We start from the raw sequence: 26,612 nt of genomic DNA, 5'->3' as shown, positions 1-26,612 counted from the left end.
CAAAGCCTCTCATTCACCTAATTATAAAAAGAAAGTTTAGAAGATTTCAAAACCATGACAAACAAAACAAATGCACAAAATAATAGTCAAACATCTTCTAATAATGAAAAAAAAACCTCTCAACAGACGAATCATACAGAAAAATATTCTCTGATGAATCATTTGTTTTCATTTTTACGGGGTCGTAATTGTGTGTCTACATCACTGCGCGATGATCTTACCGTTGCACTCACGACTGACAATAAAAAAGACACTGCCCTCTTCTCACCTGAAGAACGTACTATGTTGCATAATATTTTACGCTTACGTGAAGCACGCGTGGATGATGTTATGATACCACGTTCTGAAATCGAAGCACTGGAAATAAACACTTCACTTGGAGAAACCCTTAAATGCTTCGCAAAAATTGGTCATTCTCGCTTACCTGTTTATGCTGAAACTTTAGATGATCCGCGTGGCATGATTCATATCCGCGATATTCTTAACTATATGACTCGCTTTATTGTCAGCCCAACAAAAACCGAACAGAAATCCGATTTGCTTCAATTAAACCATACAGACTTACATACCCCAATCGGTGAATTGGATCTGATCCGAACTGTTCTCTTTGTTCCAAGTTCCATGCTTGCAAGCAAATTATTAACACGAATGCAAACTACACGAACTCAAATGGCTTTAGTTATTGATGAACATGGGGGAACAGATGGTCTCGTTTCAATGGAGGATATTGTTGAATTGGTTGTTGGTGATATCGAAGATGAACATGATAATGTCGACAATGCTATCGTACGTGAACCAAACAATAAATGGCTCGTTGATGCAAGAACTGAACTAGAAGATGTGGAGAAAGCTCTTGGTCCTGATTTTATCGTAGGGGAATATGGTGATGATGTTGATACGATTGGTGGTTTGATCGTCTCCATTCTTGATCGCATTCCTGCCAAAGGTGAAATTGTCGAAGCTGTACCTGGTTATAGATTTCGTATTTTAGAAGCTGATAAACGCCGGATTAAGCGATTGCGTATTTTTCGCATTCCAAAAAATGAGAATCTTGAGAACAATGTCATCCCTAAAGAATAGTCCAGCGTTTTTAAACAATTTTATCGTTTTTTTGTCCTCTGTTACCGGTTGGAAGCGCCAAGCATGGATATTTCTCTGTGGTGCTCTTACTTCTTTTGCACTTCCACCCTTTTATTTGACACCTCTTTGCTTTTTAACTTTCCCTCTCTTTATTGTTTTGCTGGACTCAATACGGGACGCAAAAAACAATAAAAAACATTTTTTTACTTACGCTTTAAGCTGTGGAACCTTTGGTTTTAGTTATTTTATTTGCGGACTTTGGTGGCTATGCAATGCTTTGTTAACAGATCCAGATTCTTTTGGTTGGGCAGTCCCATTAGCCATTTTAGTTCCTCCACTCTACCTTTCTCTTTATTGGTTTTTTTCTGGTTTCATTGTCGGTTTATTATGGACAAAAGGAATAGCACGCTTTTTTGTTTTAGCCTTTGCATTAGGATTGTCCGAGTGGTTGCGTGCGTTTTTATTCACAGGATTTCCATGGAATGCTCTTGGCTATACAGCCATGCCAACCCCAATGTTCATGCAATCTGATGCAATCGTGGGACTTTACGGAATGAATATTCTTGCTGTCTTAGCCTACAGTTTGCCAACTGTTTTATTAACAAATGAAAAAAAGAAAGTGGCACTCTCTCTTTGCTTATCACTTATATTCATTCACAGTGGTTTTGGGTTTTATCGTCTTCATACTATAGAAAACACAGCTAAAAATCAAAAAAGTTCTTATTGGGTGCGCATTGTTCAACCTTCCATCCAACAAAATATAAAATTGCGTGATAATACACGAGAAGCTATGTTGGAAGCGCATATGAATCTAAGTGCAATGCCAACAACCGATCAAAATTCAGAACCCGATTTTATCGTATGGCCCGAAGCTTCCGTTCCTTACCTTCTCTATGATAACTCATCTATCACAATGCGCATTGCCTCTCTTTTAAAACCTAAACAATGGGCTATTATCGGAGCAATACGAGCCAGCAATGATCTACCTCATTCCCAAACACAATATTTTAATACAATTGCAGTCATTAATGCTCAAGGTAATATTTTAAATACTTCCGATAAACTTCATTTGGTTCCTTTTGGTGAATATCTTCCTTATCAGAATTTATTGAAAAAAATTGGATTGCGTACCCTTGCCGATAATATTGGTGGATATAGTGCTGCAAGTGTGCGCAAAATTGTTACAATGCCAAACGGATTTTCTTATCTACCCTTGATTTGTTATGAAGCAATATTTCCTCATGAAATGACTTTTAAAGGCTCCCCGCCTCAAGCAATTATTAATATTACAAATGATGCATGGTTTGGTGTAACACCAGGACCCTATCAACATCTTCAACAAGCACAACTTCGTGCCGTTGAACTCGGAATCCCCCTCATACGAGCAGCCAATAACGGAATATCAGCTGTTATTGATTCTTATGGACGAATCGTTGTAGCTCTTCAACAAAATGCTGTGGGCATTATTGATTCACAAGTTCCATCATCCATTACCCCTATAGGAAGCAATGAATACAGAACTTTCTCTACTTTTATCTTATTCATCCTTATGCTATTGTGTCGTGTTGGTTTTGGTTCTACAAAACAGCTTAAATGATTCAAGTGCCCTTTGTACGGTATTATGTTGCGTTTACCAGTAATATTGGGAAAAAATATTACATATTATTTTAATTATATGATAAATCAGCTGCGCATAAATATGATGTTGGTTTAGAATAAAAGTGCTGGAAATAAAGAGTTGCATTATGACCGAAACTAGAAAAAAACCTGACCCTATAGATATCTATGTTGGAACTCGTATCCGCTTACGTCGTAATATTTTAGGACTCACTCAAGAGAAACTAGGTGAAAAATTAGGAATTACTTTTCAGCAAATCCAAAAATATGAAAAAGGAACAAACCGTATTGGTGCCAGTCGTCTTCAAGCGATAGCGGAAATTATGGATGTTCCTGTTTCTTACTTTTTTGATAAAGGTATTACCTCCCAACAAGTAGAGGGTTTTGCTGAAAATGATCACAATTTTATAGACTTTTGTTCTAGCAGCGAAGGGATTCAGCTCATGCGCGCTTTTACAAATATATCTGATGCTAAAGTGCGTCGAAAAATTATTGATTTGGCAAAAGCACTTTCTGAGGAAGATTTGACAAATAAGCTATAAATTTAAATTATATCTTTTCTCTTTTATTCATATAAATTTTCATTGACGATTTGCTGTAGAATTAGCAAATCGTGACAACTTTAGTAAGCAATTAATTAAATCGTTGATTTTCTTTTTTGAAGGAGTTCCTATGCCGCATCAAGATTATCTTTTTACGAGCGAATCGGTATCGGAAGGACATCCTGATAAAATTTGTGATCGTATTTCCGATGAAATCGTTGATATGATCTATAAAGAAGCTGAAAAGACTGGTACTGATCCATGGTTAATACGCGTTGCCTGTGAAACTCTCGTCAGTGTCAACCGTGTTGTTATCGCTGGTGAAGTGCGTGTCCCCGATACGCTATTAAAAAAAGATAAAAATAAAGAATTTATCTATGATGAAACTGGCTTTCCACTCATTAATCCTACGCGTTTTCGTACAGCAGCGCGCCGTGCTATTCGGACCATTGGCTATGAACAAGCAGGATTCCATTGGAAAACTGTTAAAATTGATGTTCTTTTGCGCCCTCAATCAGCTGACATAGCAAGAGGGGTTGATAATGCTACGGATCGGCATGGTGAAGAAGGAGCAGGTGATCAAGGCATCATGTTTGGATATGCTTGCCGTGAAACACCTGATTTCATGCCTGCGCCAATTTATTATGCGCATAAAATTCTCAAACTTCTTGCCGCAGCCCGTCATAAAGGAGAGGGAGAAGCTGGAAAATTAGGACCAGATGCTAAAAGCCAAATAACCATACGCTATAAAAATGGAAAACCGATAGAGGTCACATCCATTGTTCTTTCAACTCAGCACCTCGATGAAAGCTGGGATTCCAACAAGGTACGTACAGTGGTTGAACCTTACATTCGTCAAGCTTTACATGACATTCCCATTGCAGCTCAATGCAGTTGGTATATTAACCCAACAGGAAAATTTGTCATTGGTGGTCCTCAAAGCGATGCCGGATTAACAGGACGCAAAATTATTGTGGATACTTATGGAGGCGCAGCACCCCATGGAGGCGGTGCTTTTTCAGGAAAAGATACAACAAAAGTTGATCGTTCTGCAGCCTATGCGGCACGCTATCTGGCTAAAAATATTGTTGCGGCTCATTTAGCAGAGCGATGCACCATTCAACTCTCTTATGCAATTGGTATTGCACAACCTTTATCTATTTATCTTAATCTTCATGGAACAGGAAAAGTCGATGAAAAAGTTATTGAAGCAGCCATTCGCAAAATAATGGACCTTTCACCTACCGGCATTCGAAAACATCTTGACCTCAATAAACCTATTTATGCGAAAACAGCTGCCTATGGTCATTTTGGGCGAAAACCAAAACACGATGGTTCGTTTTCATGGGAAAAAACTGATCTCGTGAAAACGCTTCAAACAATGATCCAAATTCCATGATTAAATATAATACACGCAAGAGTGAAGCATTTTTTGGACGCCGACAAGGAAAACGATTACGAAACTGTCAGCTTATCCGTATAAAAACGCTTCTCCCAACTCTTAACATTGATTTAAATGTCCCTCCTCCCTCAAACCTTACATCCTTATTTTCAAGCAAAGTAAGAGAAATTCGACTTGAAATCGGCTTTGGTGGAGGTGAACATTTACTTCATGAAATGGAATATTTTCCACAAACCGGTTTTATTGGCATCGAGCCCTTCATTAATGGCATGGCAAAAATGTTAATGTCTCTTGAACAGCATGCACAGCATCAAAATCATCTCCGACTCTATGATGATGATGCTACACGCCTCCTTGATTGGCTCCCAAATGCATCACTCGATGGAATAGACCTTTTCTACCCTGATCCATGGCCTAAAAAAAAGCATTGGAAACGACGCTTCATCAACATAAAAAATCTTAATCGTTTTGCGCGCGTTCTTAAAACAGGCAAAAAATTCCGCTTTGCTAGCGATATAGACAGTTATGTAAACTGGACTTTGTACCATTGTGCACAACATGATCACTTTGAATGGAAAGCAGAAAGCCCTCAAGACTGGAAACTCCCTTATCCACTATGGAAAGGAACCCGCTATGAAGCAAAAGCTTTACGCGAAGGACGAACACCTGCCTATCTTACCTTTATCAAGAAATAAATGATCAAGCGCTTTTCTCATAAACAACTTGAAAAATTTTGAATTTAAGAGTATCAATAGTTAAATTCTTGGTCTTATGATGAAGGGTGGGCCGTTGGACCCGCTCTTTTTTAATATCATAAAACTGATGAAACCAACTTGGATAAAATGTATGAACGAAGCTGAAAAAATAAGCAATCTTGACGAACCACGCCTGTTTGAAGAAGATGGTATCGAAGCACAGGTTGCTGCTCTTGTCATACCACTACTTAAACCTTTAGGTTTTCGTTTGGTTCGTGTGAAACTTCTTGGTCAAAATGGTTTAACACTTCAAATTATGGTTGAACGTGCCGATGGTTCTATGACCGTAGAAGATTGTGAAACTGTTAGTCGAACTGTTTCCCCCCTCCTTGATGTACAAAATGTTATTGAACGCAAATATCATTTAGAAATCTCATCACCTGGAATTGATCGTCCATTGGTAAGAAAATCTGACTTTTTTCATTGGCAAGGGCATCTTGCAAAAATTGAAACCAAAATAACAATTGATGGGCGCCGAAAATTTCGCGGGACACTTACAAATATCACGCAAGATGGATTTATTTTAAACACTGATAAAGCTGCTTATGGAGAAGCCATGTATACCCCTATTTCCTTTTGTGATATCATAAATGCGCATTTAGTGCTTACCGATGAGCTTATTCGCGATGCATTGAAAAAAAATAAAGAGTTAGGTCAACAATTCATTGCTGAAGAGAAAGCTAACGACTCTATACAGACGCTCAATTTCAAAAAATAATATCACTGGGAAATACCCATCGTGTGGCACAAAGAAGGAGAAAATTGATGGCTACAAGCGCTAACAGGCTTGAGATTCTGCAAATTGCAGATGCTGTTGCACGTGAAAAGTCAATCGACCGTGAAATTGTCATTTCTGCGATGGCTGATGCTATTCAAAAAGCAGCACGTTCTCGTTATGGTCAAGAAACAAATATCCGTGCTGAAATCAATTCTAAAACAGGTGAAATTAAATTACAGCGCCTGCTTAAAATCGTTGATGTCGTTGAAGACTATACAACGGAAATTACTTTGTCTGATGCTCTTAAACATCAAGCAGAAGCAAAAATTGGTGATTTTTTTGCTGATCTTTTACCTCCTATGGATTTTGGACGTATCGCAGCACAATCTGCTAAACAGGTTATTGTACAAAAAGTACGCGACGCAGAGCGTGATCAGCAATATGAAGAATTCAAAAATAAAGTTGGTGAAATTATTTCTGGTACAGTTAAGCGTGTGGAATATGGTAATGTTATCGTTGATCTCGGACGTGGTGAAGCTATTGTGCGCCGTGATGAATTAATTCCTCGTGAATCATTCCGCTATGGAGATCGTATTCGTGCTTTTGTCAATGATGTACACCGTGAAACGCGTGGTCCGCAAATTTTCCTTTCACGCACACATCCCCAATTTATGGTAAAACTTTTCACTATGGAAGTGCCAGAAATTTATGATGGTATTATAGAAATCAAATCTGTTGCTCGTGATCCAGGTTCACGGGCTAAAATCGCCGTTGTTTCACGCGATGGTTCCATTGATCCTGTTGGAGCATGCGTTGGAATGCGAGGAAGTCGTGTACAAGCTGTTGTTGCTGAATTACAAGGCGAAAAAATTGATATTATTCCTTGGTCGCCTGATGCGGCAACATTTGTCGTTAATGCACTGCAACCTGCTGAAGTTTCTAAAATCATCCTTGATGAAGATGCTGAACGGATTGAAGTTATTGTGCCAGATGATCAACTTAGCCTTGCTATTGGACGACGTGGACAAAATGTTCGCTTGGCTTCGCAACTAACAGGATGGAACATTGATATTTTAACGGAAAAGGAAGAATCTGAAAATCGTCAAAAAGAATTTACTGAACGGAGTAAATTGTTTATGGAAGCCTTAGAGGTTGACGAAATGATCGGACAAGTTATGGCATCAGAGGGTTTTTCTTCTATTGAAGAAATCGCCTATATTGATCTTGAAGAGATCGCTTCTATTGATGGTTTTGACCATGATACCGCCGCTGAAATCCAAAGTCGTGCCCGAGAATATCTTGATCATCAAGAAAAAGAACTCGATGAAAAACGCAAAAAGCTCGGAGTTTCTGACGAATTGCGAACACTTCCTGGAATGACAAGTGCTATGTTGGTTGCTGTAGGTGAGGATGGTGTAAAAACAATAGAAGACTTTGCTGGCTATGCCGTTGATGATTTAGCTGGTTGGAGAGAACGCAAAGAAGGTCAAACACAGAATTTTTCTGGTATTTTAACCCCTTTTGACATTACACGCGCGGATGCAGAAGCTATGGTTTTAGCCGCACGTGTACAAGCAGGCTGGATAGACCAAGCTGATCTTGTTACAGAAAATCCTGTAGAAGATGAAAATTCTGCAGAAAATGAAAAAACAGATGATTTGGATGTGGATACACTTTAAATGAATGAACGGACTTGCATTGTGACCAGAAAAAATGCTTCAGCACAAACGCTGATCCGTTTTGTTATTGGTCCCAATAACCAAATTGTTCCTGATCTTAAAGCGAATTTACCAGGGCGTGGCGTTTGGATTTCTGCCCATCACGCTATTATTGAGAAAGCAATCAAACAGAAAGCTTTTCATAGAAATTTTAAAACAGATGTTGAGGTTGCGCCAAATCTTGTGCATGTTGTTGATACGCTTTTACTAAAAGCCGCTCTTTCAAGCCTTTCCATGGCACGAAAAGCGGGAGCAATTGTTATGGGAGCAACAAAGGTTGATGCTGCTATCCGATCTGGTAAAGTTATTCTTGTACTTCATGCTAAAGAAACAACAGATGATGGGAAACGAAAAATTGCACAGGCCATCCATTCAATACAACAACAAACAAATCGGACTATAAAAACCATATCTTTATTTACAAGTGATGAAATGCAAGTGGCTTTTGGCTCTAATCCTGTAATGCACGCGGCCTTATTGGACACAAAAGCTGCTGAGGGATTTCTCAAAACGACATATAAATTGATCAGCTATCGTGACGACAAGCATAGTAAGCCTAGTGAGATGACGGCACAAGCCGTGAAGGAAATACAATGAGTGAAAATAACAACGACAAAACAACAGTCAAGAAGACACTAACTCTCAAGCGGTCTGTCTTGGAAACGAGCACGGTCAAACAAAATTTTAGCCATGGCCGTACGAAGGCTGTCGTTGTCGAAACCAAACGGCGTAAAATTACGCGACCTGATGAAAAAGCTGAAACCCCACAGCCCATTACAAAGCCGCATGTGGCCCCTCAGCGCTCTAAACCGCGTTTTGAGGGAAAAAAGCCTCAAGAATCTGTGACCAAAAGCAATCTTTCATCGACTGAAATGGAAGCGAGACTTCGCGCATTAGAAGAAGCACATATCCAAGAAAGAAGAACACGAGAACAAGCCGAAGAAGAAGCAAGGCGCGCTAAAGAGCGTGAAGAAATTTTACAGCAAGAAATTAAAGAAAAAGAAATACATCTCCAACAAGAAGAAGAAATATCGCCAGTACAGGCTCCACCTGTTCCCCCTCTCATTGAACAGACAGATATTTCTATTGCGCCTAAAAACACAACTGTGGTTGAAAAACGCAAAATAGATGAAAATAAAGAGGAAGAACGGCATAGTCGACGTGCTAATCCTGCTAAATCAGAAATACGTGTACCAAAAGTTGTCAAAGGAGCTGATGAGCGGCGACGCGGAAAGCTAACTCTGAATAGTGCACTGGATGAAGAAGGAAGCGCACGTGGACGCTCAATGGCTGCAATGCGGCGTAGACAGGAAAAGTTTAAGCGTGCACAAAATCAAGAACCAAGAGAAAAAATTTCTCGCGAAGTTGTTCTTCCTGAAACGATTACCATTCAAGAGCTCGCACAACGTATGACTGAGCGTTCTGTTGATGTGATTAAATTCTTGATGAAACAAGGACAAATGATGAAACCTGGCGATGTTATTGATGCAGATGTTGCCGAACTCATCGCTGTTGAATTTGGCCATACTGTTAAACGTGTTTTAGAATCTGACGTAGAGGAAGGTATCTTTAATATAACAGATAATCCTCAAAACATGCAGCAGCGCCCTCCTGTTGTAACCATTATGGGCCATGTTGACCACGGAAAAACTTCTCTTTTGGATGCTATTCGTAAAGCAAATGTTGTTTCTGGCGAAGCAGGAGGTATTACGCAGCATATTGGTGCCTATCAAGTAGAACAAAACGGTCAAAAAATTACCTTTATTGATACACCAGGACATGCTGCATTTACGGCTATGCGTGCACGTGGAGCTCGTGTTACCGATATTGCTGTTCTCGTTGTAGCCGCTGATGATAGTGTTATGCCCCAAACGATTGAATCAATCAATCATGCGAAAGCCGCTGGTGTACCTATCATTGTTGCTATCAACAAAATTGATAAACCAGCTGCGAATGCACAAAAAGTGCGTACAGAACTTTTACAACATGAAGTATTTGTTGAAACTATGGGCGGAGAAACTTTGGACGTTGAAGTTTCTGCTAAAACTGGTCAAAATCTTGATAAACTTCTCGAAGCTATCCTTCTTCAAGCTGAAATGCTTGATCTGAAAGCAGATTCTCAACGAACTGCAGAGGGCGTTATCATTGAAGCCAAATTGGATCGCGGACGTGGATCTGTTGCAACAGTTCTTGTTCAAAAAGGTACATTACACCCTTCTGATATTATAGTTGCCGGAAATGAATGGGGTCGTGTGCGTGCTTTGATTGATGACCATGGTCGCCATATTAAAGAAGCGCTCCCCTCTACACCGATTGAAATTTTGGGCATGCAGGGAACACCTCAAGCTGGTGACCGTTTTGCTGTTGTTACGCATGAAGCAAAGGCACGTGAAATTTCTGAATACCGTCAACGATTAGCACGTGATAAAGCTGTTGCGCGGCAAACTGGTTCGCGTGGTTCTCTTGAACAGATGATGACAAAATTGCAAACGATAGGTGTTAAGGAATTTTCTCTTATTATAAAAGGGGATGTGCAGGGATCAATTGAAGCAATCGCTTCAGCATTGGAAAAACTCGGAAATGATGAGGTTCGTGCGCGTATTGTACATTCTGGTGCGGGAGGAATTACCGAAAGTGATATTTCTCTTGCGGAAGCTTCTAATTCTGCTGTAATTGGTTTTAATGTTCGAGCCAATAAGCAAGCACGTGATTTTGCTAAAACACAAGGAATTGAAATTCGTTATTACAACATCATTTATGATCTTGTTGACGATATTAAGGCTGCCATGTCTGGATTACTCTCACCAGAACAGCGTGAAACTTTCCTTGGTAATGCTGAAATTCTAGAAGTCTTTAACATTACAAAAACTGGAAAAGTTGCAGGATGTCGTGTTACAGAAGGTAAAATAGAACGAGGAGCCGGTGTTCGCCTTATCCGCGATAATATCGTTATTCACGAAGGAAAGCTGAAAACACTCAAACGCTTTAAGGATGAAGTCAATGAAGTGCAAAGTGGTCAAGAATGTGGAATAGCCTTTGAAAATTATGAAGACATGCGCGCAGGAGACATCATTGAGATCTTCCGTATCGAACATATTAATCGCACATTATAAAATAATCCAATAACTTTACTCTGTTGTAAAATGAAGAAAGTTATTAGGTTTTATACACAATATCTCTTTTTCCTTATCTAAATGGTTAAAAAAAGAGATCTTGTAGCAAGGATAAAACTTTGATGAAAAATGCAAAGCCCTCACAACGGCAACTTAGAGTAGCAGAGCAAGTACGTCATGCAATAGCGCATATATTACAGCGTGATATTTTGCTTGATGATATCTTGAAAGATATTGTTATTTCTGTCTCTGAAGTACGCATGTCACCAGATTTAAAAATTGCTACTTGCTTTGTATCACCTCTCAGCACTCTTAAAAATGCTTCTCATACCGATGTTGTTGATACCCTCAATAAACATAGTCGTTTTCTCCGTGGAGAAATCAGTCACGCGTTGCGACAAATGAAATATATGCCTGAACTGCGTTTCCGACTTGATAATAGTTTTGATAATTTTTCAAAAATTGATGCCCTCCTTCGCTCGCCTGAAGTTGCTCGCGATCTTCACCATAGTGATAAAGATGAGGATTAAAGATATGGCACGGCAACACAAAAAAAAAGGGCGTCCTGTTTCTGGCTGGGTCATATTTGATAAACCAAAAGGAATGAAATCAACAGAAGCTGTCTCACAAATCAAATGGCTCTTTCATGCACAAAAGGCAGGACATGCAGGAACACTTGATCCTCTTGCTTCTGGTCTCCTTCCCATTGCATTGGGCGAAGCAACCAAAACCGTCCCTTACGTGATGCAAGGCAAAAAAACTTACCGTTTTCATATCGCTTGGGGAGAAGAGCGTTCAACAGATGATCTAGAGGGCGAAATAACGAAAACTTCTCTCAAACGTCCAACACAAGAAGAAATACTTGCTCTTCTTCCTCAATATACAGGTGTTATTTTGCAAACGCCTCCGCAATTTTCAGCAATAAAAATTGCCGGAAATCGTGCCTATGATTTAGCGCGTGAAGGGGAAGTTGTTGAAATTCCGCCCCGTGAAGTGGAAATAGAAACTTTCAAATTATTAGAAATGCCTACCAAAGAGCACTCTGTCTTTGAAATAACCTGCGGAAAAGGAACTTATGTGCGCTCTTTAGCGCGCGATATGGGACGTGATCTAGGTTGCTATGGGCATATTGCTGATTTAAGGCGTATTTCTGTCGCACCTTTTGATGAAGAAGATCTCATTACATGGGACGAACTAAAAGCGGCCGTTCGGCCAAATAAAAACACTACAGATGAAAATAATCGTTCTTTTGAAAAAAACTTCACAAAACTCGATGAGCTCTTAATTGAAACAAGCGCTGCATTGGATTGCCTCCCTCACTATATCCTTAATGAAACTCAAGCACAGAGAATTATAAAGGGTCATTCTATCCTCTTAAGTCATCACAAAGTACCTCTTGACGAAGATGAGATTTTTGTCCTCTATAAGGAACAACTTCTTGCCATTGGCACCCTCGACAAAAGTTTATTTAAACCGAAGCGGATTTTCACAATTTAATCGATTCTTTTCCACAACCACCTTTTGCGGAAAGATATTTTTTTCTATCAATTAAGAAAAATATGGTGCTTTTCATTGTCTATGTTTACCATATTCATATCAAAATTTAAGTCAGTGCTATAAGCTAACACCACCACACACTTTTTCCTCTTAATGTCGGAACAATCCTTGCGTTTGAAAGGATTCATAAGAGGCTTTTTATTTCTTATTCAATCGTTTTTTACTCACACTTTAACCCTCATTTGTAATGTGCAAGCGAAGATTTAGACTGATTTACTCTAAATAGATTTGAAACGAGAAAAGCTTAAGATTTTTAAGACTATCACTCAACATGAAAAACGACAAATAATCATTATAAATCAATTTATTAACCACTTAAACAGCAATTTTTTGTTATGATTATGCTAACAAATCGATCGAAATAATATTAACGTATTTAATATTTTACAAAAACTGTTTTAACCCTAAGGGAGATGATCAGAGGAGGCTTTTAAAAGCATCTCATTGGCTTGGGGTATTGTTTGGCGTTCAATCATACGGTGCACTCTTATGCCGTTAGGAGCACAATTTAAATGACGCAAACGCTTATTGACTTCTGCATCCGCTTTTGTACGACGATGATTATGGCGTAAATAATCTACCCATGTCGGCATATGATAAGCCTCTGTCCAATATTCAGGTCTTTCAAGATCTCGTAAAAGAACCCACTGACGCGCACCATCACGTAACCGGATATGGCGTCGACGCGTCATCACTTTGAGAAACTCTTCGAGATCATTTTCATGAATTTGATAATCAATCATTATCATGATCGGGCCACTTCTTGCTTTGAGGTCGAGTAATAGTTCCGGCTCTCTAAAATGATCAAGAGGATTTAAATCTATCTGAGGAATTTCTTGAATTCTAAATTTTACCCCCGCAAGAGCACCAAAAATCAAGAATAGAGAACAAATACTCAAAGCAATTGTTGGAGAATAACCATCAGCTAAGCCTCCCCAGATTGCACTTCCAATAGCCATCCCCCCATAAGACGCCGTTTGATAAAGTGCTAAAGAACGTGCAACAACCCAGCGTGGTGTAGAGAGTTGTACAGATGTATTAAACAATGATAATGCCAAAACCCAACATAAACCTGCAGGAAATAAAGCAATATGGCTTATAATTAGTGAACGGCTGATTCCCAATAAAAAGCAAGAAAAGGCGAAACCAATAAATGCACTTGCAATAATTGTTTCTGAACGAAAATGATGCCGTACAACTGCATTAATAATACCCGCTGTCATGGCTCCTAATCCAAAACAACCGAGCAATGTACCATAAAGAAGGGCACTTCCTCCAAGAACTTTATGCGCAACAATTGGCAAAAGTGCTAAAATAGAAATAGCTCCTATACCAAAAAGGAACGCTCGAACCATAATACTCAGGAGATTAGGTGACATCGCAACATAACGCAAACCATCTGAGACAGCTCCTAACAGCCTTTCTCGTGGCAATGAGTTTTTTTTATAATTCGACTTCCAGAAAAATAACGCACCGATAAGAGGAATATAGCTTATAGCATTAAACAAAAAAGCAGCAGATGCCCCCAAAGTTGCAATGATGGCACCGCCAATAGCAGGACCAACACTCCGCATCAAATTAAAGCCTACACTATTCAAACTAACAGCAGCAGGAATATTTTCCCTGCTCACAATATCTCCTATCGTTGCTTGCCAAGAAGGATTATAAAAAGCTGTGCCACATCCAATCAAAAACGTAAAACATAACAAAAGCCAAGGTGTTAGAAATCCCATATAGGCTAAAACAGATAAACTCATGGATATGACCATCATCATAATCTGCGCACACAACATAATTTGACGCCGATTAAAATTATCCGCTAATGCCCCTGCCATCAAAGAAAACATAACAAGTGGTAATGTTGTGGCACTTTGAACAAGCCCAACCATGGAATGCGAAGAACTAATCAACGCCATTAACCACCCTGCTCCAACAGCCTGTATCAGCCCCCCTAAATTAGAAATAAGAGTAGATGACCATAGATTTCGAAATACCGAATTACGAAAAAGTTTTAATGTTGAAATGCTCTGCATCTTTTTCCTCCAAATCGGTATTTATCATCTTTGTTAACACACACACGCTCATAATCTTTGTATCAAAAGGATGCATAATTCTTTAAAAGGCTTCTCATAAAACTCTATTTAAATCAATATTTCAAAACAAAAGCTTTTATTTAAAGAAAGACTTCAAAATGCTGTAAAGGACTAGTATTTTAACCTTCTTTCCTATATAAGGACGAAAATAGGTAAGAGTCTTTGACTCTTCTTATTTCCTCACAGACCCTTGCTGAACGACATCTCGGCTATGGGTGACTTTATGTTTCTTCGTTTTTGGAAAGGATAATACGATGTCGATTACAGCTGAACGTAAACAAGCTCTTGTCGCAGAATACGCAAATAAAGTTGGTGATACAGGATCACCAGAAGTACAGATTGCTGTACTTTCTGAACGTATTTCTAATTTAACAAACCACTTTAAATCTCACAAAAAGGATAATCATTCTCGTCGTGGTCTTTTGAAGATGGTGTCTCAACGCCGGCGCCTTCTTGATTATCTTAAAGGAGTTGACCAAAATCGTTATCAGACACTTATCAAGAAGTTAGGTTTGCGTCGCTAAAAGAAAAATGGTGGTGGTGTTTTAAAAAAAACCACCCATTTTTTCAACGTGTTGCTTTTAATTAAAAAATTTAAAAACTGACAAGTTATTATGGGATAGGACTGCTCATCATTTCGCATTTAAGGCAGTTTACTTCTCTCTTCTCGTAACAAAGATAAAAAGTATGTTGTCCACCCCAGAGCTTGGAAATATGCTACGCAAAACCAGAATGTGAGCAATCAAAGATTTAAACACTGGTCATTAAGGATAAAAAATGTTCAAAACGCACAAGATAGAAATTGAATGGGCTGGGCGTCCTCTCACCCTTGAAACAGGGAAAATAGCACGTCAAGCTGATGGTGCAGTGATTGCTACCTATGGAGAAACTATTGTCTTAGCAACCGTTGTATCAGCCAAAAGTCCAAAACCAGACCAGGATTTTTTTCCACTCACTGTTAATTATCAAGAAAAATCCTATGCTGTTGGTAGAATACCTGGGGGCTATTTAAAACGTGAAAGTCGACCAAGTGAAAATGAAACTTTGGTTTCACGTTTGATTGATCGCCCAATTCGTCCCCTTTTCGTTGAGGGATATAAAAATGATACGCAAGTGATTGTTTCCGTTATACAGCATGATCTCGAAAATAATCCCGATATCCTTGCGATGATTGCATCTTCTGCTGCATTGACCCTGTCAGGTGTTCCTTTCATGGGGCCTATAGCTGGTGCCCGCGTTGGCTATTGTAATGGACAATATGTTCTCAATCCTCATATTGATGAAATGCCTGAATCAAAACTTGATCTTGTTGTTGCTGGAACAGAAAGTGCTGTTTTGATGGTTGAATCAGAAGCACAAGAATTACCGGAAGATATCATGTTGGGTGCCGTGATGTTTGGTCACAAAGGCCTTCAACCTGTCCTTGATGCCATTATAAAGCTTGCTGAAGTTGCTGCAAAAGATCCTCGTGATTTTGTTCCTGAAGATCTTTCTGAACTTGAAAAAGCAATGCAGAAAATGGCAGAACAGGATATACGAAAGGCTTACACAATTACTGATAAGCAAGAACGTTATGCTGCAATTGATGCACTAAAGACAGAAATCCTCAATAAATTTATGCCCGAAACAGAAGAAGACTGTAAGTTTAGTGCAGATCAAATTGCAACCGTATTTAAACAGTTGCAAGCAAAAATTGTTCGCGGGAATATTCTTGATACCCAAAAGCGGATTGATGGACGCAATCTTTCTACCGTGCGCCCTATCCAATCAGAAGTAAGTATTTTACCCCGCACACATGGATCTGCACTCTTTACCCGCGGAGAAACACAAGCTATTGTCGTTGCAACACTAGGAACTGGTGAAGATGAACAATATGTTGATTCGTTAACGGGAATGTATAAGGAAACATTCCTTCTCCATTACAATTTTCCACCATTTTCAGTGGGTGAAACGGGACGCCTTGGTTCTCCTGGTCGTCGTGAAATTGGACATGGCAAATTGGCATGGCGGGCAATTCACCCCATGTTGCCAACGAAAGAATCTTTTCCTTATACCATTCGTGCTGTCTCAGAAATTACAGAATCCAATGGCTCCTCTTCAATGGCAACGGTTTGTGGGACCTCACTTGCTCTCATGGATGCCGGCGTTCCTCTAGCACGCCCTGTTGCTGGTATTGCTATGGGCTTGATTAAAGAAGGAGAACGCTTTGCTGTTCTGTCTGATATTTTAGGGGATGAAGATCATCTTGGAGATATGGATTTTAAAGTCGCAGGAACAGAAAATGGTATTACTGCCTTGCAAATGGATATCAAAATTGATGGTATTACCGAAGAGATTATGAAAATCGCGCTTGAACAAGCCCAAGGTGGACGAATCCATATCCTCAATGAGATGGCGAAAGCTTTAACCAGTGCACGTGCTGAGCTGAGTGAATTTTCTCCACGAATCGAAGTTATGAATATTTCTGTCGATAAAATCCGTGATGTTATCGGCTCTGGTGGTAAAGTTATTAGAGAAATCGTGGAACAAACTGGAGCAAAAATTAATATCGAAGATGATGGTACCATTAAAATTGCTTCTGCTGATGCTAAAACCATTGAAGCAGCAAAACGCTGGATCCATTCTATTGTTGATGAGCCTGAAGTTGGTGCTATCTACCAAGGAACAGTTGTAAAAACTGCAGAATTTGGTGCATTTATAAACTTCTTTGGTTCTCGTGATGGACTCGTTCATATCTCTCAGCTTGCATCAGAACGCGTTACCAAAACAACCGATATTGTGAAGGAAGGTGACAAAGTTTGGGTTAAATTAATGGGCTTTGATGAGCGTGGAAAAGTTCGGTTATCAATGAAGGTTGTTGATCAAAAAACCGGAAAGGGAATCACCGCTGATAAAGAGATGAATGAAGAAAAGTCTGTGGATGAAAAAAAACAACCTGAAAATAAGCGCCGCCGTAAGAAAAAAGAAGAGTAAGTTTTTCCTCTCATCTTATCATGAAATGCCATCCCAACATTGGAGTGGCATTTTTCTTTGAAAGAGTCATGTGTGTTATTATTTTTGCCTTTTGGAAATCATGAACTCCCGTATCCTGATCCAAACCAATGTTGGTTAGGTTTCGGTTTAACAGAAATCCCAACTCCAGAATGGGCACAGAATTTAAAAGTTATTACGCCTTGGCGACCAGATTTTTTAAAATTTGTCGATACTCCATTTCACTGCTCTCCTCAAATAGATAAAACCTGCAGCTATGATGGTGCATTTTTACATTTGAGCAAATATCGTGGTTTTAACCAAAATTGTTTTCTTGATTTATTAGAATGCGTTAAACCCAATGGATGGATTGTAATCAGTGGGAATAAAACTGCTGGTGCTGCTTCAATGATGAAGTGGGTTAAAACAATTGTTCCCATCACCAACAAATTGTCTAAAAATCATGGTCTTGTATTTTGGTTGCAAGTTCCTCAACAAATTAAGAGACATAACATTGCACAATTGCGCTTACCACCGCTCACTTTTGATAAATTTCAAACCACTTCTGGTATGTTCTCACACGGACGTATTGATCCGGGATCTGCTGCACTTGCTTCTTATATGCCCAAAGTTATTTCTGGAAAAACGGCTGATTTTGGTGCTGGATGGGGCTATCTTTCTCACGTTGCGCTTGAAAGAAGTGAAAAACTCACCGCTCTCGACCTTTATGAAGCAGACTACAACGCTTTGAGAGCAGCAAAACAGCACCTTAAATCCATAACAGCTCCTTTTTCAATTCATTTTTATTGGCACGACCTTGTGCATGAACCTATCACAAATCTGTATGACACCATCATTTCAAACCCACCCTTTCACACGCAACAAACGACAGATATTTCATTAGGAAAAAATTTTATTATAAATTCTGCAAAGTGCCTAAAACCAGGCGGCAGTCTGCTTTTTGTTGCAAACCGCCACCTGCCTTATGAAACATTATTAAAAAATATTTTCCGCACAGTGTTGATACATGAACAAGCCCATGGTTTCAAAATTATCGAAGCACGCAGATAAACAGAACAAGCTATAACTTTCAAAGAATAAAACGTGAAAGATCGATATCAGCAGCAAGCTCACCAATAGATTTTCTCACATAAGCGGCATCAATTGTAAACGATGTTCCAGCTTTATCAGGTGCCGTGAAAGAAATTTCATCCAAAACGCGCTCCATCACTGTTTGCAAACGACGTGCCCCTATATTTTCAATCCTTGCATTTAAATCTACAGCAATATCTGCTAAAGCATCAATTGCATCATCGGTAATTTCCAAATGAACCTCTTCTGTTGCCATAAGAGCAATATATTGTTTAATCAAACTAGCTTCTGGTTCCGTTAGAATGCGCCGTAAATCTTCTCTTGTTAAAGGGTTGAGCTCCACACGGATGGGCAAACGTCCTTGAAGTTCCGGTAATAAATCAGATGGCTTAGAAACATGAAATGCACCTGAGGCAATAAAAAGAATATGATCTGTTTTGATTTGCCCATATTTTGTACTAACCGTTGTTCCTTCAACCAAAGGCAAAAGATCACGTTGAACGCCCTCACGTGAAACGGCAGCACTAGCTCCACCATCCCTAGTTGCAATTTTATCAATCTCGTCAATAAAAACAATCCCGTCATTTTCAGCAACACGAAGCGCTTCTTGAATAATTTGATCCTGATCAAGGAGTTTTTCAGATTCATCATCAATAAGCGGCTTAAAAGCATCCCTTACTGTCGTCTTACGGACTTTTGTACGACTGCCCATTTTTCCCAAAATATCTGATAAATTCATAATACCCATTTGTGCCCCAGGCATACCAGGAATATCAAAGGTTGAAGCACTATTGCTATTATTATCAGCGACTTCAATTTCAATCTCTTTCTCATCCAATTCACCTTCACGCAATTTTTTGCGAAAACTATCACGGGTAGCGGGACTGGCTGTTTTACCAACAAGGGCGTCTAAAACGCGCTCTTCAGCATTCACGTGAGCCTTTTCTTTTATTTCATCCCGTTTCTTTTCACGCACAAGAGAAATGGCAATTTCAACAAGATCGCGAATAATTTGCTCAACATCACGTCCCACATAACCAACTTCAGTAAATTTAGTCGCTTCTACTTTAACGAAGGGTGCTCCAGAAAGTTTTGCTAATCGACGTGCAATACCAGTTTTACCAACACCTGTTGGCCCTATCATTAAAATATTTTTTGGCATAACTTCTTCACGCATCGGCTCCTCAAGCTGTTGCCTACGCCACCGATTGCGCAGTGCAATAGCTACAGAGCGTTTGGCATCATTTTGGCCAATAATAAAACGATCAAGTTCAGAAACAGTCTCACGAGGGGAAAATACAACACACATTTAAATAGCTTTCTCTAAAGAAGATAATTCTGCATCCAATGTTTCAATCGTAAAATGATCATTGGTGTAAACACAAATTTTAGCGGCAATAGCCATAGCTTTACGAGCAATAGTTTCTGCATCCAAATCCAAATCCATGAGTGCACGCGCTGCTGAAAGAGCAAAATTTCCTCCAGAGCCAATTGCCATAACCCCATCCTCTGGTTCTAATACATCACCAAGCCCTGTTAGAGCCAAAGTTACTTTCTTATCAGCCACGAGCATCATTGCTTCGAGACGACGCAAATAGCGATCTGTTCGCCAATCTTTTGCAAGTTCTACACAGGCACGCATAAGCTGATCAGGATATTGTTCAAGCTTTGTTTCCAATCTTTCCAGTAATGTGAAAGCATCTGCCGTAGCACCAGCAAAACCAGCAATAACCACTCCGTTCTTTCCAAGACGACGCACTTTACGTGCATTACCTTTCATAATTGTCTGCCCAAGAGAGACCTGACCATCACCGGCCATCACGACTTTTCCACCTTTTCGTACCGTAATAATTGTTGTACCATACATTATGTCTGGCTTATGTTCTGTCATAAGGAGACTCCTTAATATTAACTTTACTTTTTAATATTGATTTCTTTTCATACAATGTAAAACTCAACTACTATTGTCCTATTTAAGAACATATACAACAAAACACAATGATTCAGCATAACTCAATTTGTTGAAAATGGAAAAATGATATCATTGTTGTCAATGTAAATTACTGCTAAATAGCTTTATATAAACAGTTTGTGCCTTTTAGAGGAAAATTATGAAAAAAATAGCCATAGGGACCTTAGGTGGAACAATTGCAATGACTGCTGATCGTTTTGGTCACATGCAACCGACTTTAACTTCAGATAACCTCATAAAAAGTGTTCCTGATTTAAATAACGTTGCTGATATTCATGCACAAACATTAATGCAAATACCAAGTGGATCTTTATCGTTTCAAATTCTTTTTGAAATAATCGAGTGGGCAAAACAACAAATAAACGCTGGTGCAGAAGGTATTGTTTTAACACAAGGGACTGATACTCTGGAAGAAACAGCTTTTTTTCTTTCTCTTTATTGGAAGGAAGCTGAACCACTCATCATAACCGGCGCTATGCGCATGCCTCATGAAGCAGGTGCGGACGGCCCGGCCAATATTTTAGCAGCCACTCGTGTCGCAGCAGCTCCACAAAGTCGTAACAGGGGCGTTCTTGTTGTCATAAATGATACAATTCATTCACCTTATTGGCTTTATAAAAGCCATACCGTCAAAGTCGAAACATTTCAATCAGGTCTTGTAGGTATTTTAGGAACTATTTTAGAGGGAAAACTTATTTATTTCAATGATCAAAAACTTTTTCCGACAACGTTTGATCTCCCCCAAAACCACGATCATCAAATTGCACTCCTCTATTCCTCTTTATCATCTGATGCACAATTAATGAAACTATGCCTTGAAAGTGGGTATTATGCTGGAGTTGTTATTGCTGGTTTTGGTGCAGGACACTGTAGTTTTCAAGAAGCCGACCTTGTGCAACAATATGCACAAAAAATACCAATCATTATTGCTAGTCGTTGTTGTAATGGCTCAACAACTCGTATAACTTATGGCTATAAAGGCTCAGAAATCGATATGATTGCTTCTGGTGCTCTCATGTCTGGTTATTTATCAGCCGTAAAGGCGCGTCTACTTTTATGGGCGTTTTTATCGCAAGGGCACTCATTAGCACAAATCCGTGCAAACTGGAATGACTGGACTATAAGTTAATGAAAAATGATCTATTATCTTAAAGAAGAGAGCATGCAAAACAAAATTTATTTGAAAATCAAGCCGCTCATCTTGTCCACTTTTAATCGATTGCTGCGGCAAAAAATTCTCGTCCAATACAAATGATTGATACGACTATACAAAAAATTAATCAGGAAGATAATCTGGTCAAATGCGTTTCTGACCGATATTCACCCTATCGTGTTTTTACTGCACAAGAATGGTCAGAGTTTCGCGCAGACACACCTCTTACTTTGACTTTTGATGAAATTAAGCGTTTGCGCTCTATTGATGATCCTATCGATCTTAAAGAAGTCCAACGCATTTATCTTTCTTTATCGCGTCTGTTAGCATGCCATGTTGAAGCAGTACAGGAACTTTTTCACAAACGTCAGCAGTTTCTCCATCAAGAAGAGAGTAGAAAAACGCCCTTTATTATTGGAATTGCTGGTTCTGTAGCAGTAGGAAAATCAACCACGGCTCGCATTATTCAAGAACTGTTGAAACGATGGGCATCTAGCATTAAAGTTGATCTGATCACAACGGATGGTTTTCTCTATCCTAATGCAATCTTACAGCAAAAAAATCGTATGAATCGTAAAGGATTTCCTGATTCCTATGACATTAAGAAATTGCTGTGCTTTCTTTCGGCTATAAAAGCAGGTATCGGAAATGTTCGTGCCCCGCTTTACTCACATATGACCTATGATGTTCTAGAAAATCAGACAATTACCATTGATCGTCCTGATATTTTAATTGTTGAAGGTATTAATGTATTACAGGTCAGTGATCTTCCTAAAGATGGGAAAGCTATTCCTTTCGTATCAGATTTTTTTGATTTTTCAATCTATGTCGATGCCGAAACAGAAGTCATTCGTCACTGGTATTTGGAACGCTTTAAACGTTTGCGTAAAACAGCTTTTCAAAATCCTGAATCCTATTTTCATCGTTATGCCCAGCTCAGTGAAAAAGAAGCCTCAAAAATCGCTGAGGATCTTTGGCAAACAATTAATTTAAAAAATTTACAAGAAAATATATTGCCAACACGACCACGATCCAATCTCATTCTACGAAAAGGAAAAAATCATTTGGTCGAGTATGTCGCACTTAGACGACTATAAGGATCTCATAACTATGCAGCACTATCACATTCATTTTACCTCAACGCGTATTGATAACAGTTGCCCTATCATCTTGGTAAACCAAAGAACTCTTGCCAACTTATCACTTGATGCGTCAACAACAGCATGGATAAAAGTTAATGACTTTACTGGTAAAGCAGGACAAATACTCTTTGTTCCTCATGAAACGGGGCATTTAAAAAAAGTTTTATTTGGAATTGGCAATGGGAACGATCCCTTTATCACAGGACTGCTTGCTCAAAAACTTCCTGCTGGTCAATGGCATTTAGAAGGTACAACCTCTGATGAAATAAATGCCTATCTTGGATTAGCATTCGGTAGCTATCAATTTAATCGCTATCATCAAAATTCCTCTTTCAAATCATTGTCTATCCATGTCAATGAGGCCGTTGATCTTAATGAACTCCAACGAATTTATGAAGCTGTCTTTTTCGTCCGTGATCTCATCAATATTCCAGCCAATGATATGACCCCTGATGCTCTCGAAAAAGAAGTACGAAAACTAGGAAAAATCTACGGTGCTCATATCCAAAGTATTTGTGGAGATGATCTCTTAACCCATAACTTTCCGATGATTCATGCCGTAGGACGAGCAGGCAGTACTGCACCGCGACTGATTGAGTTACACTGGGGGCAAGAACATCATCCTAAAATAACGTTGGTAGGAAAAGGGGTAACTTTTGATACGGGAGGGCTCGATATTAAATCAGCCAATAACATGTTGCTTATGAAAAAAGACATGGGGGGTGGAGCAAACGTTTTGGGATTGGCTAAACTTATCATGGATGCCAAATTGCCTTTCCGTCTACGTGTTTTGATTCCAGCTGTAGAAAATGCAATTTCTGCGAATGCTTACCGACCAGGTGATATTCTAAAAAGTCGTAAAGGCTTAAGTGTTGAAGTAGGTAATACAGATGCTGAAGGACGACTTGTCCTTGCCGATACGCTCGCCTATGGTGATGAAGAAAGTCCACAATTCATGCTTTGTATGGCTACTTTAACAGGGGCAGCGCGTATAGCATTAGGACCAGATCTTCCCGCATTTTATTGTAATGATTCAATATGGGCACAACAAATTTCTGAATCTGCTCACGCTGTTTTTGATCCTCTTTGGCAAATGCCCCTTTGGAAACCTTATCAAGAGATGTTATCATCACCAATTGCTGATCTTAACAATGTAACTGGAAATAGCTTTGCTGGCTCTATAACGGCTGCTTTATTTCTTAATTCTTTTGTTGAAAAAGCTGAACATTTTGCGCATTTTGACCTTTATGGATGGGTTCCAAAAGAAAAACCAGGATACCCTATTGGTGGATCAGCACAAACTATTCGTGCCCTTTATAATATATTTAAAAATGAAGTTTGACACACAATATCCACAAAGATAGACAATTTTGCATCTTAAAGAATAATTGCAATCGTCTTAAACTGTGTTCTTAGTTTTGTTTGAGGATAAAAACCTTACCAATAGAGTTTTCATGAGTTTGTTTAAAAGTAAGAAGTAACAAAATGGAAGCAAAAAGATGATCTCTAAAGACCCAAGACTTTATGCATTCAGAAATGATCTAGCAGATCAACGTCTTGAAACAGAAATTACAGCCCAGCGCTTTGTTCAAGGTGAAAAAAAACGTGTTAATACAGCGGTCGCTGGACTTTTTAAAGAAAATAGTAAAAAAAGTGAAAGACAAACAGAATGCTTATTGGGAGAAGAACTTCTCATTTTTGAACAAGGGGAAACGATGTCGTGGGGACAATCCCTCAAAGATGGTTATGTTGGTTATATTGATACAACAGCCCTTTGTACATCAACTATAAAACAAACGCATATAGTTTCAGTACCACGTACATTTAAATATTTACACGCTGACTTACGTGGACCAATAGTGTCCCCATTATCTATGGGAAGCAAAGTCAGTGTTGTTGATGAAATTGAAGTCCGTGACACAATGTATTCTATTCTTGAAAATGGAACAGCAATCATTACAAGCCATCTCAGCCCCATTGGACGTGTATACGAAGATTATGTCACAGTTGCAGAAACCTTTATCCGTACACCTTATCTTTGGGGTGGTGTCAGCGGTTTTGGAATTGATTGTTCGGGACTCATTCAACTCTCTATGATGATGACCGATCAAATAGTTTTACGTGACACCGATATGCAGCAAGAAACTATAGGCAGTCCTCTTACAGATACTGATAAACTTCAACGAGGCGATTTAATTTTTTGGAAAGATCATGTTGCTATTATGGTTGATCATGAAAATATTATTCATGCAAATGGTTTTTCCATGGACGTTATGATCGAGCCACTGGAAGAGGCAATTACGCGTATCGCTAAAAAAAATCAATATCCCATCGCAAAACGTCGTCCAATGCAAGAAACTTAATACATGCCTCCTATAAAAATAATTAATTGGATGTTTTTGTTATATAATAAATTGATTTATAAGGATAATTATCCATCATTCATTCTGTGTCAAGAATTCCAAATATCGTAAAATTCTCTCATTTCAAATCGGTTTTTATGTTGAATCAATCAAAATCGCTTGCTTGTTCATCACAAGCGACATTGATGTATAAGTAAGAATATCCCTTCTGAATGCTCTCAAATGCCAAAAGCTATCATAATAACATTGGGACCAGCTTACTCTTTCATAAGCGTAAGGATAGTGGTGCTCAATAGATTTTACATTATTTCCATGGGGGCTTTAACGTTATACCATTCACTAGTGCGACACGAAATGGGCTTTGGAGCATTGCGAGATGCCTCTTTTAAACAAGCTCGTGAATATACAACACAATGCCGTTCTACATTACCTAAAGAATGCCCCCCTCTTAATCAAAAGCAACATTTTTTGAAATTTTTCCTATTATCGATATCTCATGAAATAAGTACCCCTTATACCTCTCAGTGCACCCAAACCCATCTCACAATGATCCGCGTGAAAAAGCATCATTATATACTTTGCCAATTCTCAATGTTGCGATAACCCTTGGCTATTGGAGAGTTCTTTCAGCACGTATTTTATTTCTTTCTTAAATAATTTTATCCACATGACCCTCCTCACTTGGAACGTGCAAAAGAATGATTTTGATTAATTTAACATAAAACAGATTTGAAATGAAAAAAATTACGACTCTGGACTTTCCCATTCAACATAAAAATTATAAATTATCAATTTAAATCAATATATTGAATTATATTTAAACAATATTTCCTTCTTATAACACATTAAAGAAGATGATTTTTCAATACCTGAACCAATGGTTTATCAGCATCAGGCATAGGGTATTTATCAAGATCATTAACAAAAACCCATTCTAAATTTTGCCCCTCTCGTCCTTGCGCAACTCCCTCATAATGATAACAAAGATACAACGGCATCAAGAGGTGAAATGTTGTATAGCTATGGCTCGCAAACGTTAAAGGGTGTAAATTATTTGCCTGAACATACACACCGAGCTCTTCTTCTAGTTCACGAATCAATGAAATTTCTGGAGTTTCACCTTGCTCAACCTTTCCACCAGGAAACTCCCATAAACCAGCCAGCGATTTTCCTTCAGGACGCTTGGTAAGCAAAACACGATTATCTTGATCTAACAGTGCACATGCAACAACAAGAAGAAGGGGACTTTTTATATACATATCACTCTCCAATGAGAATATAAAGATAACTGTCTCTTTCTAGTATATTCCCTTACCTCAAAAAGA

The 26,612-nt window shown here is 38.9% G+C and carries 22 protein-coding genes; 18 read left to right on the top strand and 4 right to left on the bottom strand.

Annotated elements, in window-relative coordinates; all coding sequences use genetic code 11:
• The first annotated feature begins 54 nt into the window (after positions 1-54).
• From ACFIJR_RS05520 to truB, 11 genes are all read left to right on the top strand, one after another.
• On the top strand, positions 55-1,080 hold the full coding sequence (locus tag ACFIJR_RS05520; RefSeq protein ID WP_375625645.1) for a hemolysin family protein: 1,026 nt from the start codon (positions 55-57) through the stop codon (positions 1,078-1,080).
• The gene (lnt, locus tag ACFIJR_RS05515; protein ID WP_375625643.1) at positions 1,043-2,677 is read left to right on the top strand and encodes an apolipoprotein N-acyltransferase; all 1,635 of its coding nucleotides are present in this window, start codon (positions 1,043-1,045) and stop codon (positions 2,675-2,677) included. The genes ACFIJR_RS05520 and lnt overlap by 38 nt, the downstream gene beginning before the upstream one ends.
• A gap of 148 nt (positions 2,678-2,825) precedes the next feature.
• Entirely contained in the window at positions 2,826-3,239 is a 414-nt protein-coding gene (locus ACFIJR_RS05510) for a helix-turn-helix transcriptional regulator (RefSeq protein ID WP_330168649.1), read from the top strand.
• Positions 3,240-3,369: 130 nt separating this feature from the next.
• Complete coding sequence (metK, locus tag ACFIJR_RS05505; protein WP_375625641.1) at positions 3,370-4,638, top strand: methionine adenosyltransferase; 1,269 nt, start codon at positions 3,370-3,372, stop codon at positions 4,636-4,638.
• Positions 4,635-5,336 carry a tRNA (guanine(46)-N(7))-methyltransferase TrmB gene (locus ACFIJR_RS05500; RefSeq protein ID WP_375626763.1) on the top strand — a complete coding sequence of 234 codons (702 nt, stop codon included), beginning with the start codon at positions 4,635-4,637 and terminating at the stop codon, positions 5,334-5,336. The genes metK and ACFIJR_RS05500 overlap by 4 nt, the downstream gene beginning before the upstream one ends.
• A 127-nt stretch (positions 5,337-5,463) precedes the next feature.
• Entirely contained in the window at positions 5,464-6,114 is a 651-nt protein-coding gene (gene rimP, locus ACFIJR_RS05495; RefSeq protein WP_375626871.1) for a ribosome maturation factor RimP, read from the top strand.
• 47 nt (positions 6,115-6,161) lie between these two features.
• Positions 6,162-7,793: a transcription termination factor NusA gene (gene nusA / locus ACFIJR_RS05490; RefSeq protein WP_375625637.1), complete on the top strand. Its 1,632-nt coding sequence runs from the start codon at positions 6,162-6,164 to the stop codon at positions 7,791-7,793.
• Positions 7,794-8,429, top strand: a complete 636-nt coding sequence (locus ACFIJR_RS05485; protein ID WP_375626759.1) for an RNA-binding protein — start codon at positions 7,794-7,796, stop codon at positions 8,427-8,429. It begins immediately after the preceding gene.
• A complete protein-coding gene (gene infB / locus ACFIJR_RS05480) occupies positions 8,426-10,945 on the top strand; it encodes a translation initiation factor IF-2 (protein WP_375653782.1) in 2,520 nt (839 codons plus the stop codon). The genes ACFIJR_RS05485 and infB overlap by 4 nt, the downstream gene beginning before the upstream one ends.
• A gap of 122 nt (positions 10,946-11,067) precedes the next feature.
• Positions 11,068-11,475, top strand: a complete 408-nt coding sequence (rbfA, locus tag ACFIJR_RS05475) for a 30S ribosome-binding factor RbfA (protein WP_273787793.1) — start codon at positions 11,068-11,070, stop codon at positions 11,473-11,475.
• Positions 11,476-11,479: 4 nt separating this feature from the next.
• Complete coding sequence (gene truB, locus ACFIJR_RS05470) at positions 11,480-12,442, top strand: tRNA pseudouridine(55) synthase TruB (protein WP_375653780.1); 963 nt, start codon at positions 11,480-11,482, stop codon at positions 12,440-12,442.
• 464 nt (positions 12,443-12,906) lie between these two features.
• Here truB and ACFIJR_RS05465 read toward each other — a convergent pair whose 3' ends face one another.
• On the bottom strand, positions 12,907-14,535 hold the full coding sequence (locus ACFIJR_RS05465) for an MFS transporter (protein ID WP_273787792.1): 1,629 nt from the start codon (positions 14,533-14,535) through the stop codon (positions 12,907-12,909).
• A 314-nt stretch (positions 14,536-14,849) separates the two neighbouring features.
• Between ACFIJR_RS05465 and rpsO the strand changes: the two genes are divergently transcribed.
• The 3 genes from rpsO (at position 14,850) to ACFIJR_RS05450 (ending at position 18,636) form a co-directional block, all read left to right on the top strand.
• Entirely contained in the window at positions 14,850-15,119 is a 270-nt protein-coding gene (gene rpsO, locus ACFIJR_RS05460) for a 30S ribosomal protein S15 (protein ID WP_005774142.1), read from the top strand.
• A gap of 253 nt (positions 15,120-15,372) precedes the next feature.
• Positions 15,373-17,568: a polyribonucleotide nucleotidyltransferase gene (pnp, locus tag ACFIJR_RS05455; protein ID WP_375651801.1), complete on the top strand. Its 2,196-nt coding sequence runs from the start codon at positions 15,373-15,375 to the stop codon at positions 17,566-17,568.
• 72 nt (positions 17,569-17,640) lie between these two features.
• The gene (locus ACFIJR_RS05450; protein WP_375653779.1) at positions 17,641-18,636 is read left to right on the top strand and encodes a class I SAM-dependent methyltransferase; all 996 of its coding nucleotides are present in this window, start codon (positions 17,641-17,643) and stop codon (positions 18,634-18,636) included.
• Positions 18,637-18,655: 19 nt separating this feature from the next.
• On the opposite strand, the gene hslU is transcribed toward ACFIJR_RS05450, so the two are convergent.
• Both hslU and hslV read right to left on the bottom strand, forming a co-directional pair.
• Complete coding sequence (gene hslU, locus ACFIJR_RS05445; RefSeq protein WP_375648363.1) at positions 18,656-19,966, bottom strand: ATP-dependent protease ATPase subunit HslU; 1,311 nt, start codon at positions 19,964-19,966, stop codon at positions 18,656-18,658.
• Entirely contained in the window at positions 19,967-20,548 is a 582-nt protein-coding gene (hslV, locus tag ACFIJR_RS05440; protein WP_012754621.1) for an ATP-dependent protease subunit HslV, read from the bottom strand. It abuts the gene before it with no gap.
• A gap of 220 nt (positions 20,549-20,768) precedes the next feature.
• On the opposite strand from hslV, the gene ACFIJR_RS05435 reads away from it, so the two are divergent.
• The 4 genes from ACFIJR_RS05435 (at position 20,769) to ACFIJR_RS05420 (ending at position 25,287) form a co-directional block, all read left to right on the top strand.
• Complete coding sequence (locus ACFIJR_RS05435) at positions 20,769-21,758, top strand: asparaginase (protein WP_375626744.1); 990 nt, start codon at positions 20,769-20,771, stop codon at positions 21,756-21,758.
• Positions 21,759-21,880: 122 nt separating this feature from the next.
• Positions 21,881-22,879, top strand: a complete 999-nt coding sequence (gene coaA / locus ACFIJR_RS05430; RefSeq protein ID WP_375625617.1) for a type I pantothenate kinase — start codon at positions 21,881-21,883, stop codon at positions 22,877-22,879.
• Between the two features lie 13 nt (positions 22,880-22,892).
• On the top strand, positions 22,893-24,266 hold the full coding sequence (locus ACFIJR_RS05425) for a M17 family metallopeptidase (RefSeq protein WP_375626742.1): 1,374 nt from the start codon (positions 22,893-22,895) through the stop codon (positions 24,264-24,266).
• A 157-nt stretch (positions 24,267-24,423) separates the two neighbouring features.
• Entirely contained in the window at positions 24,424-25,287 is an 864-nt protein-coding gene (locus tag ACFIJR_RS05420) for an NlpC/P60 family protein (RefSeq protein ID WP_375626740.1), read from the top strand.
• An 845-nt stretch (positions 25,288-26,132) separates the two neighbouring features.
• On the opposite strand, the gene mutT is transcribed toward ACFIJR_RS05420, so the two are convergent.
• Positions 26,133-26,546: an 8-oxo-dGTP diphosphatase MutT gene (gene mutT, locus ACFIJR_RS05415; RefSeq protein WP_375625611.1), complete on the bottom strand. Its 414-nt coding sequence runs from the start codon at positions 26,544-26,546 to the stop codon at positions 26,133-26,135.
• Between the last annotated feature and the right edge of the window lie 66 nt (positions 26,547-26,612).

The sequence above is a fragment of the Bartonella sp. OD88NMGDW genome, from assembly GCF_042193775.1.
Lineage (GTDB): Bacteria > Pseudomonadota > Alphaproteobacteria > Rhizobiales > Rhizobiaceae > Bartonella > Bartonella grahamii.
The sequence above is the reverse complement of the archived record's forward strand: the minus strand, read 5'-3'. Positions and strand labels throughout refer to the sequence as shown.

Coding starts and splice junctions, on each gene's coding strand:
- rimP (WP_375626871.1), top strand. CDS start 5,464: ATGAAACCAACTTGGATAAAATGTATGAACGAAGCTGAAAAAATAAGC.
- ACFIJR_RS05520 (WP_375625645.1), top strand. CDS start 55: ATGACAAACAAAACAAATGCACAAAATAATAGTCAAACATCTTCTAAT.
- metK (WP_375625641.1), top strand. CDS start 3,370: ATGCCGCATCAAGATTATCTTTTTACGAGCGAATCGGTATCGGAAGGA.
- ACFIJR_RS05485 (WP_375626759.1), top strand. CDS start 7,794: ATGAATGAACGGACTTGCATTGTGACCAGAAAAAATGCTTCAGCACAA.
- mutT (WP_375625611.1), bottom strand. CDS start 26,546: ATGTATATAAAAAGTCCCCTTCTTCTTGTTGTTGCATGTGCACTGTTA.
- ACFIJR_RS05435 (WP_375626744.1), top strand. CDS start 20,769: ATGAAAAAAATAGCCATAGGGACCTTAGGTGGAACAATTGCAATGACT.
- rpsO (WP_005774142.1), top strand. CDS start 14,850: ATGTCGATTACAGCTGAACGTAAACAAGCTCTTGTCGCAGAATACGCA.
- coaA (WP_375625617.1), top strand. CDS start 21,881: ATGATTGATACGACTATACAAAAAATTAATCAGGAAGATAATCTGGTC.
- truB (WP_375653780.1), top strand. CDS start 11,480: ATGGCACGGCAACACAAAAAAAAAGGGCGTCCTGTTTCTGGCTGGGTC.
- ACFIJR_RS05425 (WP_375626742.1), top strand. CDS start 22,893: ATGCAGCACTATCACATTCATTTTACCTCAACGCGTATTGATAACAGT.
- ACFIJR_RS05420 (WP_375626740.1), top strand. CDS start 24,424: ATGATCTCTAAAGACCCAAGACTTTATGCATTCAGAAATGATCTAGCA.
- hslV (WP_012754621.1), bottom strand. CDS start 20,548: ATGACAGAACATAAGCCAGACATAATGTATGGTACAACAATTATTACG.
- ACFIJR_RS05510 (WP_330168649.1), top strand. CDS start 2,826: ATGACCGAAACTAGAAAAAAACCTGACCCTATAGATATCTATGTTGGA.
- hslU (WP_375648363.1), bottom strand. CDS start 19,966: ATGTGTGTTGTATTTTCCCCTCGTGAGACTGTTTCTGAACTTGATCGT.
- nusA (WP_375625637.1), top strand. CDS start 6,162: ATGGCTACAAGCGCTAACAGGCTTGAGATTCTGCAAATTGCAGATGCT.
- lnt (WP_375625643.1), top strand. CDS start 1,043: ATGAGAATCTTGAGAACAATGTCATCCCTAAAGAATAGTCCAGCGTTT.
- infB (WP_375653782.1), top strand. CDS start 8,426: ATGAGTGAAAATAACAACGACAAAACAACAGTCAAGAAGACACTAACT.
- ACFIJR_RS05465 (WP_273787792.1), bottom strand. CDS start 14,535: ATGCAGAGCATTTCAACATTAAAACTTTTTCGTAATTCGGTATTTCGA.
- ACFIJR_RS05500 (WP_375626763.1), top strand. CDS start 4,635: ATGATTAAATATAATACACGCAAGAGTGAAGCATTTTTTGGACGCCGA.
- rbfA (WP_273787793.1), top strand. CDS start 11,068: ATGAAAAATGCAAAGCCCTCACAACGGCAACTTAGAGTAGCAGAGCAA.
- pnp (WP_375651801.1), top strand. CDS start 15,373: ATGTTCAAAACGCACAAGATAGAAATTGAATGGGCTGGGCGTCCTCTC.